The sequence below is a fragment of the Brucella anthropi genome, from assembly GCF_046630315.1.
GTDB lineage: Bacteria > Pseudomonadota > Alphaproteobacteria > Rhizobiales > Rhizobiaceae > Brucella > Brucella anthropi_A.
Map to the genome: position 1 here is coordinate 127,248 of NZ_LQBD01000001.1, position 15,111 is coordinate 142,358.

The following is a 15,111-nucleotide window of genomic DNA, read 5'->3' on the forward strand; positions in this document are numbered from 1 at the left end:
GGGGAAGCCGGCTTCGATTTAAGCGTCAGGTCAAAGCTTGGGAGGACCCCAACACTGATATTATTCTGCGATTGGCTTTGCGCCTGCCTGCCGGAAGAAATCGGAAAACAGGCCGATAAGTTCATGTTCCTGTGGCGACCAGTCGGTGCCCGCCACCTTGTTTTCGGGTATCCAGCCCGCTTTTCCGGGCAGGACATGCGATTGAACCTTCACCCCCGCCTGACGAAGACGCTCGGCATAGGCCTGCGTTTCATCACGCATTGGGCACTCGGCGCTGGTGACGAGCAGGGTGGGCACCAGACCGGCAAGACGCGTACACAGGGCGGGCGCGGCATAGGGGTGGGCGAACCCGCCGCACTCGCCCAGATAATGCTGCCAGCCATCCGCCATCGTCTGGACGGCGCCTTCCGGGCAATATTTGCGGAAAGACGCCGTGGCAAGGCAGGGGTCCAGCATGGGCGAAAGCAATATCTGCCCCTTGAGATCGGTCAGGCATTGATCGCGCGCCATGAGGGCCACGCCCGCAGCAATATTGCCGCCCGCCTCTTCACCGGCGACGAACAGCATCGACTTCCTGTGCGCAAACTCCGGGCAACGCGCGCGCATCGAAGTCAGGATGGAATAGGCCACCTCAAGCGCCGCCGGGAACGGGTTGAGACAGGCCGACGAATATTCCGGCGACACCACCACCGCACCCGCCTCCGCAAGGGTTTCGGCAACGCGGTCGCAGGCGCCGGGGCAGTTGGCCGAAAAAGCCCCGCCGTGAAGGTGCAGCACCACCGGCGGCGGAGAGAGCAGCCTGGCGCCGCGATAAACGCGGGCCGTGCACGTGCAGTCTCCTGCTTGCCCATGGGCCTGCCCGTGAACCAGCACTGTTTCTACACGGAACGTCTCACACATCTTGTTCGGCCTTCATGTATAGCGGCAAACCGCTATGATGGAATATTATCATTGTTCATCGTCTGGAATAGTCCCCTCAAATTGGTTACACTGTCCAGAATTTCGAACAATGACGGCTATCGAAAATGGACCAGCTCTCGGCCATGCGCGCCTTTCTCCGGGTTGTCGAAACCGGAAATTTCACGCGCGCCTCCGCCTCGCTCAATATGCCCAAGGCAACGATCAGCAATCTCATCCAGGGATTGGAAGCCCATCTGCGTACAAAACTCCTCAACCGCACGACCCGTCGTGTTCTCGTAACACCGGACGGCGCGCTTTACTATGAGCGCGCTGCACGATTGCTGGCCGATCTGGCGGAACTGGACGGCAGCCTGTCCAGCGCGCAGACCCTGCCCAAGGGGCGCCTGCGCGTCGAAATGGCAAGCGCGGTCGCCAATCTCATCATCATTCCGGCGCTGATCGGGTTTCACCAGCGTTATCCCGATATCCAGATCGATCTCGGCGTATCCGACCGGCCCGTCGATTATGTGGCGGAAAATGTTGATTGCGCCATCCGCATCGGCGAGCTGACGGACCAGTCGCTGATTGCGCGCCGCATCGGCGACATGCATTTCATCGCCTGCGCGTCCGCCGAATATCTCGAGCGTTGCTCCACGCCGCTGCACCCTTCCGATCTTGGCCGGGACTGCACGGTGGTCGGCTATTTCCGGCCCTCGAACGGCCAGCAGATGCCGTTCCGTTTCAAAAGGGGAACGGAGGAAATCGAGGTGAGCGGACGCTATATCGTGGCGGCGAATGAAGCGACCACCTATCTCGCCGCAGCCCGCGCCGGGCTTGGCGTGGTGCAGGCGCCCTTGTTCATGGTGAAGGACGACATCGAAAACGGCACGCTGCGCCCCGTCTTGCAGGAATGGCGGATCGATCCGATGCCGATCTATCTGGTCTATCCGCCCAACCGGCATCTCAGCAACCGCCTGCGCGTCTTTGCCGACTGGGTCGTCAAGACCGTCGCCAAGTCACAACTAAATGGGAACTAACGCGCGCAGCGGCGCTTGTTGAGCCGGACCTTGATCCGCTCGGAAGAGGCGCCTTTCGCCTTGTGGTCCGACGAGACGATATGTGCCCGCACCGTGCAGTCGCCCGCCAGAACCTCGAAATTGTTGGAGCGGATATACATCACCGTATTGATCGGCTGGCCGGGCATTTTCTGCGCCACGGCGTTGACGACCGCGGTGACTTCCTTCGCCCGCTGTTTCGAGCTGCCCTCACTGGCGGCAAGCGCCGGGCTGAGCGCGGATGAAAACGCGCATAGGCCCGCAAACACAAAAACAGCCTTGAAGCCTGTTCCAAAAGGCGCTTTTTGATTCAGGTTCTTCGCTTTCTTCATTGGCATGGCCTCCGATTGAGCTGGAATTGAAGCAAACAACATAGGCCATGATTGCGGCAATACCAGTACTGGACCGGCACCGGATTTGCCTTGTCAAAGCCTGTCGGGGAGACGGGTGGGCTCCTGCTTGTCGATCAGGTGGGAGGGGGCCGCAAATTGCAGCAGCTTGTTGTGGTTGGTGATCCGGATGGCGGAAGCATGCACGCTGACGCCATGGGGTACAAGTGCCGCAAAGCTGCGCGACAGGTTCTCCGGCGTCATGCCGAGATAGGCGGCAAGGGTCCGCTTTTCATAAGGGATCATCACGACGTCGGCGCCGTCGTTAAGGAGCGATTCCCTGACGATCCAGTTGGCAAGCCGCTGCACGCTGCTTCTCAGCTTCTGCGCCTTCAGTTCCTTGACCAGGCGGCGATAGGCGCGGGCGAGTTCGAAAACCACCGCGCGCATGAAGGCGGGGTCCTCGCCCATCTGCTCGCGCACAAGCTCGGCCGGCACCATCAGCACGCGGGTCGGCGTCAGGGTCTGCGCCGCCTGCAGGCACACATCATTGTTGAGAACGGCGGCGAGAATGAAGACATCGCCCGCCCGCAGGATTTCCAGCGCCGTCTCCCCATCGTCCGACTTCGCCGACATCAGCACCAGCCCGTCGAGAATGGCAAAGAGGAAATCCGCCGGTTCGCTTTCGGTCAACAGCATGGTGCGCGGGGGGAAGGACTGCACGAAGCTTGGCCGCATGAGACGCGTGAACGTGGCATCCGCCATGTCCGCGAAAAGCGGTTGATTCTTCAATGCGAGTTTATCTTGCTGCCGCATTAAACCTCACTTTCTCCCTCAACTTATAATGGGCTATAATGATTGATGAATATCAATCGTGCAATATGCATTGATCAATACTTTGGCCGAACTAGGTCTATTTCCCGTGTTAAGCCACGAATATCTAAAATTCAACTTGAATAGTCTAAGGATATTGATCTTAATCAATGTATTGATCTGAAAGTCGACGCATAAGTGCAAACGAAACCTCCCATGGTATTCAATTCGGAGTACGCCTATGCAACATGTCGCAGGGGAAAACCCCAGGGCGCAGACGACGGCGCTAGCGATGAGTACGACCGCGTTTACAGTCTGTTTTGCGGTCTGGACCATCTTTGCAATCATCGGCATTGAAATTCGATCCGAGCTTGGCCTGACTGAGACACAGTTCGGCCTGCTTGCGGGTACGCCGATCCTGACCGGCTCCCTGATCCGGGTGATCCTCGGCATATGGGCGGACCGCTATGGCGGGCGCGTGATCTTCACGTTTACCATGCTGATTTCCGCCGTCGCAACTTTCCTTCTGACCTATGCAATGACCTATCCGCAAATGCTTCTCGCCGCCCTTGGCGTCGGCATTGCGGGCGGGTCGTTTTCGGTCGGTGTGGCCTATGTGTCGCGCTGGTATCCGCCTGAAAAGCAGGGCGTCGCGCTCGGCATTTTCGGCGCGGGCAATGTCGGCTCGGCAGTCACCAAGTTCTTCGCCCCGCTTATCATGGTCGCCTTCGGCTGGCATGCGGTGGCGGAAATCTGGGCGGCTGCGCTGGTTGTCATGGCGATCGTCTTCTATTTCACCACGAGCGACGATCCTGTTCTGGTCGAGCGTCGCCGCACGGGCGAAAAGCCCACCAGCACGCTGATGGAGCTGGAACCGCTCAAGAACATTCAGGTCTGGCGTTTCTCGCTTTATTATTTCTTCGTGTTCGGCGCCTTCGTGGCGCTGGCGCTGTGGCTGCCGCAATATCTGATCCATGTCTATGGCGTCGATATTCGCGTTGCAGGCATTATCGCAGCCTTCTTCTCGGTTCCGGCCAGCCTTTTCCGCGCCTATGGCGGACATCTTTCGGATGTCTACGGCGCGCGCAGGGTCATGTACTGGACCTTCATGGTTTCGCTGGTTGCGACCTTCATCCTGTCCTACCCGCCGACCGACTATGTCATCCAGACAAATGACGGCTCCATCAGCTTCCATGCTGAAATGGGCATGGTCGGCTTCACGGTCACGGTCTTCATCCTCGGCTTCTTCATGGCGCTGGGCAAGGCTGCCGTCTTCAAGCACATCCCGGTCTATTATCCCGGCAATGTCGGCTCCGTCGGCGGTCTGGTCGGCATGATCGGCGGTCTTGGCGGCTTCATCCTGCCGATCCTGTTCGGCGTGCTTCTGGACCAGACCGGCCTGTGGACGAGCTGCTTCATGCTGCTCTTCGTCATCGTGGTCGTCTCCTTCATCTGGATGCATGTCTCCATCCGCCAGATGGAGCGCGCCGCGCAGGGCAAGGCCACGGAAGAGCTTCCGGCCTTCGCCGAATTGCAGGGCCTGAAGAAGGCCGAAGTCAAGCCTGCAAAGGGCGATTCCGTCCTCACCGACTGGCGCCCGGACGATCCGGCCTTCTGGGAACAGAAGGGCAGAAAGATCGCCAAGCGCAACCTGTGGCTCTCCATCCCGGCGCTGCTCCTTTCCTTCGCCATCTGGCAGGTCTGGTCCGTCGTCGTGGCGAAGCTGCCGCTGGTCGGCTATCAGTTCACCACCGACCAGCTCTTCTGGCTGGCGGCACTTCCCGGCATTTCGGGCGCAACCCTGCGTATCTTCTATTCCTTCATGGTGCCGATCTTCGGCGGCCGCCTGTGGACGACGCTCACCACCTGGTCGCTGGTCATTCCGGCCATCGGCATCGGTTACGCGGTCCAGAACCCGGATACGCCTTACTTCATCTTCCTGGCTCTGGCGCTCTTCTGCGGCTTTGGCGGCGGCAACTTCGCCTCCTCCATGTCCAACATTTCCTTCTTCTTCCCCAAGCATGAGAAGGGCAATGCGGCAGCGCTGAATGCGGGCCTCGGCAATCTCGGCGTCAGCGTCGTGCAGTTCGTCGTCCCGCTGGTCATCACCGCAGGCATTTTCGGCAAGCTTGGCGGCGATCCTTCCATGGTCGCGACCGCAGCAGGCGAAGCCCCGCTCTGGCTCCAGAATGCCGGCTTCATCTTCGTGCCGTTCATCGTCGTCACGGCTTTCGCCAACTGGTTCGGCATGAACGACATTGCTTCGGCCAAGGCTTCCTTCGCCGATCAGGCCGTCATCTTCCGCCGCAGGCACAACTGGATCATGTGCTGGCTCTATACCGGCACGTTCGGTTCGTTCATCGGCTATTCGGCAGGCTTCCCGCTGCTCACCAACATCCTGTTCCCCGAGGTCAATGCGCTGCAATTCGCCTTCCTCGGACCTTTGGTCGGTGCGCTGTCGCGGTCGGGCTCCGGCTGGCTGGCGGACAAATATGGCGGCGGCCGCGTCACCATCTGGGCCTTCATCCTGATGATGGTCGGCGTCAGCGGCGTGCTGTACTTCGTCGGCGTCAAGGATCAGCCGAATGCCTTCTGGGGCTTCTTCGCCTCCTTCATCCTGCTGTTCTTCGCCACCGGCATCGGCAATGCCTCCACCTTCCAGATGATCCCCGCGATCATGTCGAAGGACATGAACCGGCTCATGCCGAAGGCCACGGCGGAAGAACGCCGCCGCCAGGCGGAAAAGGAATCCGCTGCCATCACCGGCTTCACCTCGGCCATCGCTGCCTTCGGCGCCTTCTTCATCCCCAAGGGATACGGCACCTCGATCAGCCTGACCGGAGGACCGGAAGCGGCACTGTGGGCATTCCTGATCTTCTACGTGACATGCCTCGTCATCACCTGGGGCGTCTATACCCGAAAAGGCGGACTGCTCTACGACGTCGAGCATCGCCGCAAGCCGGCCGCAGCCGCTGCTTGAAGACAATTTGAGAGGATATAATCATGAGTCTACTCCTCGATCGCCTGAACTTCCTCGCCCGCAGGAATGTCGGCACCTTCTCGGAAGGCCATGGCGTCACCACCAATGAAAACCGCGACTGGGAAGACGCCTATCGCAAGCGCTGGCAGCACGACAAGATCGTGCGCTCCACCCATGGTGTGAACTGCACCGGCTCCTGCTCGTGGAAGATCTACGTCAAGGGCGGCATCATCACCTGGGAAACCCAGCAGACCGACTATCCGCGCACCCGCGCGGACCTGCCCAACCACGAACCGCGCGGCTGTCCGCGCGGGGCGAGCTACAGCTGGTACATCTATTCGGCCAACCGGGTGAAATATCCGCTGATCCGCTCGCGCCTCCTGAAACTGTGGCGCAAGGAACGCGCGGTGAAAACGCCGGTGGCCGCATGGGCCGCCATCCAGCAGGACCCGGCCAAGCGCTCCGACTATATGAAGGTGCGCGGCCTCGGCGGTTTCGTGCGCGCGACATGGGATGAGGTCAACGAGATCATCGCCGCCGCCAATGCCTATACGACCAAGACCTACGGCCCGGACCGCGTGGTCGGCTTCTCGCCGATCCCGGCCATGTCGATGGTTTCCTATGCGGCGGGCTCGCGTTACCTGTCGCTGCTCGGCGGCGTCTGCATGTCCTTCTACGACTGGTATTGCGACCTTCCGCCTGCCTCGCCCATGACCTGGGGCGAGCAGACCGACGTGCCGGAATCGGCGGACTGGTACAATGCCGGTTTCCTGATGCTGTGGGGCTCCAACGTTCCGCAGACCCGCACGCCCGACGCGCATTTCTATACCGAAGCCCGCTACAAGGGCGCCAAGTCGGTCGTCGTCTGCCCCGACTATTCGGAAGCCGCCAAGTTCTCCGATCTCTGGCTGCACCCGAAGCAGGGCACCGATGCCGCCCTTGCCATGGCTTTCGGCCATGTCATGCTGCGCGAATATCACCTCGACCGGCAGGTTCCCTATTTCGAGGATTATTGCCGCAAATATACCGACTTCCCGATGCTGGTCATGCTCACGAAGAAGGACGGCCGCTATGTGCCGGGCCGCTTCCTGCGCGCGTCCGATTTTGCCGACAATCTCAGCGAAGGCAACAATCCGGACTGGAAGACGGTCGCCTTCGACACCAAATCCGGCGCCTATGTCGCCCCGCAGGGCTCCATCGGCTTCCGCTGGGGCGATGAAGGCAAGTGGAACCTGGAAGAAAAGGACGGCAAGGGCAAGGATGTGGAACTTGCCAAGAGCTTCATCGGCAAGGACGCGCATGACGCCGTCGCCGATGTGGCCTTCCCCTATTTCGGCAATCTCGAACATGAACATTTCGAGGGCACCGACCACGACAGCGTTCTCGTGCGCAAGGTTCCGGCCCGCACGCTGAAGCTGAAGGAAGGCGACGTGATGGTCGCCACCGTCTTCGACCTGTTCGCGGCCAATTACGGCCTCGACCGCGGCCTTGGCGACGAAAACTGCGCCAAGAGCTATGATGACGGCCTGCCCTATACCCCGGCATGGGCCGAAAAGATCACCGGCGTTCCGCGCGCCCAGATCATTGCCGTTGCCCGTGAATTTGCGACCAATGCCGAAAAGACCAATGGCCGTTCCATGGTCATTCTCGGCGCCGGTCTCAACCACTGGTACCACATGGACATGAACTATCGCGGCATCATCAACATGCTGGTGATGTGCGGTTGCGTGGGGCAGTCCGGCGGCGGCTGGAGCCATTATGTGGGGCAGGAAAAGCTGCGCCCGCAGACCGGCTGGACGGCGCTTGCATTCGCGCTCGACTGGACCCGCCCGCCGCGCCACATGAACTCGACATCCTTCTTCTATGCGCATACCGACCAGTGGCGCTACGAGACCGTCAAGGTGCAGGACATCCTGTCGCCGACCGCGCCGGAAGGCAATTGGGACGGCACGATGATCGATTACAACATCCGCGCCGAACGCATGGGCTGGCTACCATCCGCGCCGCAGCTTCAGGTGAACCCGCTGGAAGTCGCAAGACAGGCGGCTGAATCGGGCAAGGAGGCGAAGGACTTCGTCGCCGGCGCCCTGAAGAGCGGCACGCTCACCATGTCCTGCGAGGACCCGGACCATGAGGCCAACTGGCCGCGCAACATGTTCGTCTGGCGGTCCAACCTGCTCGGTTCTTCCGGCAAGGGCCATGAATATTTCCTGAAGCACCTGCTCGGCACGTCGAACGGCCTGCTTGGCAAGGATCTCGGCCAGGAAGGCGCACAGGAAAGCCGCGAGGCCGTGTGGCACGATCATGCGCCGGAAGGAAAGCTCGACCTTCTGGTCACGCTCGACTTCCGCATGTCGACAACTTGCGTCTATTCCGACATCGTTCTGCCGACCGCGACCTGGTATGAGAAGAACGATCTCAACACGTCCGACATGCATCCCTTCATCCATCCGCTGTCGAGCGCAGCCGATCCGGCATGGGAAGCACGCAGCGACTGGGAAATCTTCAAGGGCATCGCCAGGACGTTCTCCGAGGTCGCGCCGGAAGTGCTGGGCGTGGAAAAGGACGTCGTTCTCGTGCCCACCCTGCACGACACGGCGGGCGAACTGGCGCAGCCCAAGGACGTGCTGGACTGGAAGCGCGGCGAGGTCGAGCCGATCCCCGGCAAGACCATGCCGTCGGTCGTCGTCGTCGAGCGCGACTATCCCAACCTCTACAAGCGCTACACCTCCGTCGGCCCGCTTCTCGACAAGCTCGGCAATGGCGGCAAGGGCATTTCGTGGAACACAGAGCACGAGGTCGATCTGCTGGCCAAGCTCAACGGCAAGGTTGAAGAACCGGGCGCGAGCAAAGGCCGTCCGCGCATCGATACCGATATCGACGCCACGGAAGTCATCCTGTCGCTGGCGCCGGAAACCAACGGTGAAGTGGCGGTGAAGGCCTGGGCGGCGCTGTCCAAATTCACGGGCCGCGACCACACCCATCTCGCCATTCCGAAGGAAGACGAGAAGATCCGTTACCGCGATATCGTCGCGCAGCCGCGCAAGATCATCTCCTCGCCGACCTGGTCGGGTCTGGAATCGGAAAGCGTGTGCTACAATGCCGGCTATACCAATGTGCACGAACTGATCCCGTGGCGCACGCTGACCGGCCGTCAGCAGCTCTATCAGGATCACCTGTGGATGCGGGCATTCGGCGAGGGCTTCTGCGTCTATCGTCCTCCGATCGACACCAAGACCGTCGACGCGGCCATTCGCGCCAAGACGGACGGACAGCCGCATCTGGTGCTGAACTTCATCACTCCGCACCAGAAGTGGGGCATCCACTCCACCTATTCGGACAACCTGCTGATGCTCACCCTCAATCGCGGCGGGCCGGTCGTCTGGATCGCGGAGCCGGATGCGGCCAGGGCCGGCATCGCCGACAATGACTGGGTGGAGGTCTACAACTCCAACGGCGCCATTGTGGCCCGTGCCGTGGTTTCGCAGCGCATGAGGGACGGAACGATCTTCATGTACCACGCGCAGGAGAAGATCGTGAACACGCCGGGATCGCCCCTCACCGGGCAGCGCGGCGGCATTCACAACTCCGTCACCCGCGTCATCACCAAGCCTACACACATGATCGGCGGCTACGCCCATCAGGCTTACGGCTTCAACTATTACGGGACCGTCGGCGCCAACCGCGACGAATTCGTGGTCGTGCGCAAGCTGGACAAGGTGGACTGGATGGAAGGTCCGCTCGAAGAAGGCAACAAGTCGTCCCAGGTCAAGGAGGCAGCAGAATGAAAATTCGCGCTCAAATCGGAATGGTGCTGAATCTCGACAAGTGTATCGGCTGCCACACCTGCTCCATCACGTGCAAGAACGTCTGGACCAATCGTGAGGGCGTCGAATACGCCTGGTTCAACAATGTCGAGACCAAGCCCGGCATCGGTTTTCCCAAGGAATGGGAAAACCAGAAGAAGTGGAATGGCGGCTGGGTCCGCAAGCGGAACGGCAAGATCGAGCCGAAGATGGGCGCGAAATGGCGCATCCTCGCCAAGATTTTCGCCAATCCCGACCTGCCGGAAATCGACGATTACTACGAACCGTTCGACTTCGATTACGGTCATCTCCAGACGGCTGGCGAAAGCCGCACCATGCCGACCGCCCGTCCGCGCTCGCTGATCTCCGGCGAGCGGATGGAGAAGATCGAATGGGGCCCGAACTGGGAAGAAATTCTCGGCGGCGAATTCGCCAAGCGCTCGAAGGACTACAATTTCGAGGGCGTGGAGAAGGAAATCTACGGCCAGTTCGAAAACACCTTCATGATGTATCTGCCGCGCCTTTGCGAGCACTGCCTCAACCCGACCTGCGTTGCGGCCTGCCCGTCGGGCGCGATCTACAAGCGCGAGGATGACGGCATCGTCCTCATCGATCAGGAAAAATGCCGCGGCTGGCGCATGTGCGTCTCCGGCTGCCCCTACAAGAAGATTTACTACAACTGGAGCTCCGGCAAGTCCGAGAAGTGCATCTTCTGCTATCCGCGCATCGAAAGCGGCCAGCCGACCGTCTGCTCGGAAACCTGCGTGGGCCGCATCCGCTATCTGGGTGTGATGCTCTATGATGCCGACCGCATTTCGGAAGCCGCTTCCACGGCCAACGAACAGGATCTCTATCAGGAACAGCTCAACATCTTCCTCGATCCGAACGATCCTGCCGTCATCGAGCAGGCCCGCAAGGACGGCGTGCCGGACGCATGGCTGGAAGCAGCCAAGCATTCGCCGGTCTACAAGATGGCCATGGACTGGAAGATCGCCTTCCCGCTCCATCCGGAATACCGCACCCTGCCGATGGTCTGGTATGTGCCGCCGCTCTCGCCGCTGCAATCGGCCGCGCAGGCCGGCAAGCTCGGCATGGACGGCCCGCTGCCCGATGTGCGCTCCATGCGCATTCCGGTCCGCTACCTTGCCAATCTCCTGACCGCCGGCAAGGAAGAGCCGGTCATTTCCGCGCTGGAACGCATGCTCGCCATGCGCGCCTATATGCGCACCAAGACCATCGACGGCGTCATCGACGAGGCGATTGCCGACCGCGTCGGCATGAGCGCGGCGATGATCGAGGAAATGTACCACATCATGGCGATTGCCAATTATGAAGACCGCTTCGTCATCCCGACGTCGCACCGCGAGATCACCGAGGACGCCTATGACGTTCGCGGCTCCTGCGGCTTCACCTTCGGCAATGGCTGCTCCGGCGGCACCTCCACGGAAGACCTGTTCGGCGCCAAGCGCCAGAAGGTCGTGCAGACCCCGACGGATATCTTCAGGGAGCAGGTCTGATGAACAAGACCCTGAAAATCGTCTCGCTGCTTCTCTCCTACCCCTCGCCGGAATTGCAGGCGGGGCGGGCGGAGCTGAAAGCCGCGCTCGAGGGGGAGAAAAATCTCTCCCCCGGCGTGCGCAGGCTCCTCGACAAGCTGGTCGATTACATCTGCGAGGCCGATCTCTACGAGGCGCAGGAACGTTATGTGCATCTGTTCGACCGCACGCGTTCGCTCTCGCTGCACCTCTTCGAGCATGTCCATGGCGAAAGCCGCGACCGCGGGCAGGCCATGGTCGATCTCGGCCAGATGTATGAGGATAACGGCTTCGATATCGACGCCAAGGAACTGCCGGACTATCTGCCGCTGTTCCTCGAATTCCTCTCCACGCGCTCGCCCGAGGAAATCCACGATCTTCTGAGCCAGACCGGGCATATCACGACCGCCATCGGCGAACGCCTGCGCAAGCGCCAGTCGCCTTATGCGGGCGCCTTTGCCGCGCTGCTTCATCTTGCCAATGCCAAGCCGGACGAGAAACTCGTCGGAGAGCTGCTTCGGCAGGAAGAGGACGACCCGGACGATCTCGCAGCGCTTGACCGCATCTGGGAAGAGGAAGCCGTGACCTTCGGCACCAATGCGGGCGAAAACGCCTGCGGGCCGGATCGGCTGCGCATGCAGATGCGCGCCGCGCACCGCAAGCCCGCCTCGCCATCCACACAAATCTAGGAGACGGAAGATGGCCAGCTATATCAACACGCTTCTGTTCGGCATCTATCCCTATATCGCGCTGAGTGTCCTCGCGCTCGGCTCGATCTTCCGCTATGACCGCGAACCCTATACCTGGCGTTCCGGCTCCAGCCAGCTTCTGCGCCGCAGGCAGCTGATGTGGGGCTCGGTCCTGTTCCATGTCGGCGTTCTCTTCATCTTCGTCGGCCATTTCGTGGGCCTTCTGACCCCGATCTGGATTTTCGACACGCTTGGCATCAGCCATGAGGCAAAGCAGATCCTCGCCGTCGTTGCGGGCGGCATTGCCGGCCTGATGGCGATCATCGGCGCCAGCATGTTGGCGCATCGCCGCCTGTTCGATCCGCGCGTGCGCGCTTCCTCGCGCCCGACAGACACGCTCATCATCCTGCTTTTGTGGGTGCAGCTCCTGCTTGGCCTGGCATCGATCCCGATCTCGCTCCAGCATCTCGACGGCGGCGAAATGGTCAAGTTCATGAACTGGGCGCAGGGCATCTTCACCTTCAATCCGGCCGCTGCCAGCTATGTCGCGGATGCGTCCATCGTGTTCAAGATGCACATCTTCCTCGGGCTCACGATCTTCCTCCTGTTCCCGTTCACCCGTCTTGTGCACATGCTGAGCGCGCCGGTGCGCTATATCTGGCGTCCGGGCTATCAGGTGGTGCGTGAGCGCAACCACACCGCAGCCCCCTCGCATCTGCGCGTTCCTGCGGAGTAAGGCTCATGGTCACGCTTTTCGACAGCAAGAATGCAGGTGGACAACCGGCGGGGGACAACCCCGCCGGCCACCATGGCCACCAGCACCAGACCGGCTACACCACCTATCAGGAACCGGATACGCGCGTGCCGCCCAAGCCGCGCCCGGTCTTCGATGCGGTTTCGGTCAATGGCGTCACGATCGATGAGACGGATATCCTGACCGAAGCGCAGAACCATCCGGCGGAAAACCCCGGCGCGGCGCTGCTGTCGGCGGCCCGCGCGCTTGCCGTGCGCGAGCTTCTCCTGCAACGGGCAAGAGAACTCGGCATCGAGCCGGAGCATGAGAAAGACGCCGAAGGCCGCGCCGAAACCGATGAGGATGCGCTTGTGCGCATGGTGATCGAACAGGAAGTGGACGTGCCGTCCGCCTCCCGCGACGAAGCCCAGCGTTATTATGAGAACAACCGCCATCGCTTCACCAGCGCGCCCATTCTGGAGGCAAGCCATATTCTGGTCGCCGCCGATCCGGCCGACCAGCCGGAGCGCGACAAGGCGCGCGAGACGGCCACGCGGCTTGCCGCCGCCGTGATCGCGGAGCCTGCGACCTTCGCCTCCGTCGCGCTTGAATATTCTGCCTGCCCGTCGGGCGCGCAGGGCGGCAATCTGGGCCAGCTCACGCGCGGCAGCACCGTGCCGGAATTCGAGCGGGCGCTGGAACGGATGACGCCCGGCGAAACCACGGCAACCCCGATTGAAAGCCGCTTCGGCTTCCATATCGTCCGGCTGGACCGGCGCGTGGAAGGCGAGGAGCTTCCATTCGACTATGTGGCCGAAAAGATCGCGGGCTGGCTGGAGGCCTCCACTTGGTCGAAGGCCGTGTCGCAATATATCGCGATCCTTACCGCCGATGCCGAGATCACCGGCATCGATCTTCTCTCCGGCGAGGGGGACGGCGAATGAAAGCCGCGCCGATCCTCGCCGCGATCCATGCGGCGAAAGACGTGCCCGTCGATCCCCTGCTGGCGGAAATCGCCGCGCGGGGGAAGCGGGAGGGCCTGCGGGTTGCAGGCTTTTTCCAGCATCGCGGCAAGGATACGGAAGAATGCTGCCGCGATATCGAGATCGAGCATATCGGCACCGGCAAGACCCAGATCATTTCGCAGCCGCTCGGTACCGGCTCACGCGGTTGCCGTCTTGATCCGGCGGCGCTGGCCGATGTTGCGGGCACCCTGCTTGCCGAACTGGAAGCGGGCGCGGACCTATTGATCCTCAACCGTTTCGGCAAGGGCGAGACGGAAGGCCACGGCTTCCGTGCCGTGATCGAAGCCGCCTATGCCCGCCAGGTCCCGGTGCTGACCGTGGTGCGCGAAACCTATATTGACGGCTGGTGCGATTTTGCCGGCGATTGCGGCGTGCTTCTGCCGCCGGACAGCGAAGCCGCGCTTGGATGGTTCGACCATGTGGCCGCTTCCCGCCTCCGCCAGGCGGTCTGACCGTTCGTTTGTGACGAACGGTCTATAAATCCAGCTGGTCGCGGCGGTCTTCGGCGATCAGCTTGCGAATCTGATAGACGATCTGGTCGCCATGCGCCCTGCCGAGCAGATCGGCGGTATCGACGTCGCGTTCCTCGATGGCGCGGATCATGTCCTCATGTTCGGTGACATAGCGCTCCGGCAGACGGTCGGCAAAAGACTGGTAATAGAGGCGCAACAGCCTGCGCCCTTCATCGAGAAGCCGCGAAAAGAAGGTCGTGTAGAACGGATTGCGGCCCGCTTCCGCAATGGCCGCATGAAAATCGCGGTTGGTCGCGATCATTTCCAGCGCATTCTGCGAGCGGACGGCGCGGGCAAAAGCCTCCTGATGCGCGCGGATAGTCTCAAGGTCCCTGTCGGTCCGGTTGCGGGCGGCAAGCCGCGTCGTCACGCGGTACATCAGCGTCACCGCATCGAAAAAGGCGGGCAGGCTGAGAAAATCGATATTGGATACAACCGTCGAACGGTTGGGCAGCGTGGTCACGAAGCCATCGCTTGCAAGCCGCACCAGCGCCTCGCGGATGGGCGTGCGCGACATGGAAAAGCGCTCCGCCAGCTGATTTTCATCGATGGGACTGCCCGGCGCGAGCGAAAGATCGATGATCTCGTCGCGCAGCACGTCGTAAACCAGCTTGACGCCCGAGCCCTTCTTGCGGTCGGCTGTCTGGTTTGCGTCGTCCTTGTCCATGATCGTGTCTGTCCTTTGTCGGTCTGTTCTGACGCGGCCTTACAGCCTAACATCAGTTTAAATCTCT

The 15,111-nt window shown here is 61.3% G+C and carries 12 protein-coding genes; 8 read left to right on the forward strand and 4 right to left on the reverse strand.

Annotation, left to right across the window (positions count from 1 at the left end; translation table 11 throughout):
* Nucleotides 1-60: 60 nt before the first annotated feature.
* Nucleotides 61-900 carry an alpha/beta hydrolase gene (locus AVM02_RS00540; RefSeq protein ID WP_411505070.1) on the reverse strand — a complete coding sequence of 280 codons (840 nt, stop codon included), beginning with the start codon at nt 898-900 and terminating at the stop codon, nt 61-63.
* Between the two features lie 125 nt (nt 901-1,025).
* Between AVM02_RS00540 and AVM02_RS00545 the strand changes: the two genes are divergently transcribed.
* Complete coding sequence (locus tag AVM02_RS00545; RefSeq protein ID WP_411505071.1) at nt 1,026-1,937, forward strand: LysR substrate-binding domain-containing protein; 912 nt, start codon at nt 1,026-1,028, stop codon at nt 1,935-1,937.
* Here AVM02_RS00545 and AVM02_RS00550 read toward each other — a convergent pair.
* Nucleotides 1,934-2,287, reverse strand: coding sequence for a hypothetical protein (locus AVM02_RS00550; RefSeq protein ID WP_411505072.1), 354 nt, complete (start codon nt 2,285-2,287; stop codon nt 1,934-1,936). The two genes, AVM02_RS00545 and AVM02_RS00550, sit on opposite strands and share 4 nt — an antisense overlap.
* Before the next feature lie 93 nt (nt 2,288-2,380).
* The gene (locus AVM02_RS00555) at nt 2,381-3,100 is read right to left on the reverse strand and encodes a cyclic nucleotide-binding domain-containing protein (protein WP_411505073.1); all 720 of its coding nucleotides are present in this window, start codon (nt 3,098-3,100) and stop codon (nt 2,381-2,383) included.
* A gap of 238 nt (nt 3,101-3,338) precedes the next feature.
* Between AVM02_RS00555 and AVM02_RS00560 the strand changes: the two genes are divergently transcribed.
* From AVM02_RS00560 to AVM02_RS00590, 7 genes are read left to right on the forward strand one after another with little or no spacing between them, the layout of a single operon-like run.
* Entirely contained in the window at nt 3,339-6,077 is a 2,739-nt protein-coding gene (locus tag AVM02_RS00560) for a nitrate/nitrite transporter (RefSeq protein ID WP_411505074.1), read from the forward strand.
* 23 nt (nt 6,078-6,100) lie between these two features.
* Nucleotides 6,101-9,865: a nitrate reductase subunit alpha gene (locus AVM02_RS00565; RefSeq protein ID WP_411505075.1), complete on the forward strand. Its 3,765-nt coding sequence runs from the start codon at nt 6,101-6,103 to the stop codon at nt 9,863-9,865.
* Nucleotides 9,862-11,400 carry a nitrate reductase subunit beta gene (gene narH, locus AVM02_RS00570; RefSeq protein WP_411505076.1) on the forward strand — a complete coding sequence of 513 codons (1,539 nt, stop codon included), beginning with the start codon at nt 9,862-9,864 and terminating at the stop codon, nt 11,398-11,400. The genes AVM02_RS00565 and narH overlap by 4 nt, the downstream gene beginning before the upstream one ends.
* Nucleotides 11,400-12,107 carry a nitrate reductase molybdenum cofactor assembly chaperone gene (narJ, locus tag AVM02_RS00575; protein WP_411505077.1) on the forward strand — a complete coding sequence of 236 codons (708 nt, stop codon included), beginning with the start codon at nt 11,400-11,402 and terminating at the stop codon, nt 12,105-12,107. The genes narH and narJ overlap by 1 nt, the downstream gene beginning before the upstream one ends.
* Nucleotides 12,108-12,117: 10 nt before the next feature.
* Nucleotides 12,118-12,843: a respiratory nitrate reductase subunit gamma gene (narI, locus tag AVM02_RS00580; RefSeq protein ID WP_411505078.1), complete on the forward strand. Its 726-nt coding sequence runs from the start codon at nt 12,118-12,120 to the stop codon at nt 12,841-12,843.
* 5 nt (nt 12,844-12,848) lie between these two features.
* On the forward strand, nt 12,849-13,784 hold the full coding sequence (locus AVM02_RS00585; RefSeq protein ID WP_411505079.1) for a peptidylprolyl isomerase: 936 nt from the start codon (nt 12,849-12,851) through the stop codon (nt 13,782-13,784).
* On the forward strand, nt 13,781-14,317 hold the full coding sequence (locus AVM02_RS00590) for a DUF2478 domain-containing protein (RefSeq protein ID WP_411505080.1): 537 nt from the start codon (nt 13,781-13,783) through the stop codon (nt 14,315-14,317). The genes AVM02_RS00585 and AVM02_RS00590 overlap by 4 nt, the downstream gene beginning before the upstream one ends.
* Before the next feature lie 22 nt (nt 14,318-14,339).
* On the opposite strand, the gene AVM02_RS00595 is transcribed toward AVM02_RS00590, so the two are convergent.
* Entirely contained in the window at nt 14,340-15,044 is a 705-nt protein-coding gene (locus tag AVM02_RS00595; RefSeq protein WP_411505081.1) for a GntR family transcriptional regulator, read from the reverse strand.
* Between the last annotated feature and the right edge of the window lie 67 nt (nt 15,045-15,111).

Excerpts from the sequence above, each read along its gene's own strand:
- AVM02_RS00540 (WP_411505070.1), bottom strand. The coding sequence starts at position 900 with ATGTGTGAGACGTTCCGTGTAGAAACAGTGCTGGTTCACGGGCAGGCC.
- AVM02_RS00545 (WP_411505071.1), top strand. The coding sequence starts at position 1,026 with ATGGACCAGCTCTCGGCCATGCGCGCCTTTCTCCGGGTTGTCGAAACC.
- AVM02_RS00550 (WP_411505072.1), bottom strand. The coding sequence starts at position 2,287 with ATGAAGAAAGCGAAGAACCTGAATCAAAAAGCGCCTTTTGGAACAGGC.
- AVM02_RS00555 (WP_411505073.1), bottom strand. The coding sequence starts at position 3,100 with ATGCGGCAGCAAGATAAACTCGCATTGAAGAATCAACCGCTTTTCGCG.
- AVM02_RS00560 (WP_411505074.1), top strand. The coding sequence starts at position 3,339 with ATGCAACATGTCGCAGGGGAAAACCCCAGGGCGCAGACGACGGCGCTA.
- AVM02_RS00565 (WP_411505075.1), top strand. The coding sequence starts at position 6,101 with ATGAGTCTACTCCTCGATCGCCTGAACTTCCTCGCCCGCAGGAATGTC.
- narH (WP_411505076.1), top strand. The coding sequence starts at position 9,862 with ATGAAAATTCGCGCTCAAATCGGAATGGTGCTGAATCTCGACAAGTGT.
- narJ (WP_411505077.1), top strand. The coding sequence starts at position 11,400 with ATGAACAAGACCCTGAAAATCGTCTCGCTGCTTCTCTCCTACCCCTCG.
- narI (WP_411505078.1), top strand. The coding sequence starts at position 12,118 with ATGGCCAGCTATATCAACACGCTTCTGTTCGGCATCTATCCCTATATC.
- AVM02_RS00585 (WP_411505079.1), top strand. The coding sequence starts at position 12,849 with ATGGTCACGCTTTTCGACAGCAAGAATGCAGGTGGACAACCGGCGGGG.
- AVM02_RS00590 (WP_411505080.1), top strand. The coding sequence starts at position 13,781 with ATGAAAGCCGCGCCGATCCTCGCCGCGATCCATGCGGCGAAAGACGTG.
- AVM02_RS00595 (WP_411505081.1), bottom strand. The coding sequence starts at position 15,044 with ATGGACAAGGACGACGCAAACCAGACAGCCGACCGCAAGAAGGGCTCG.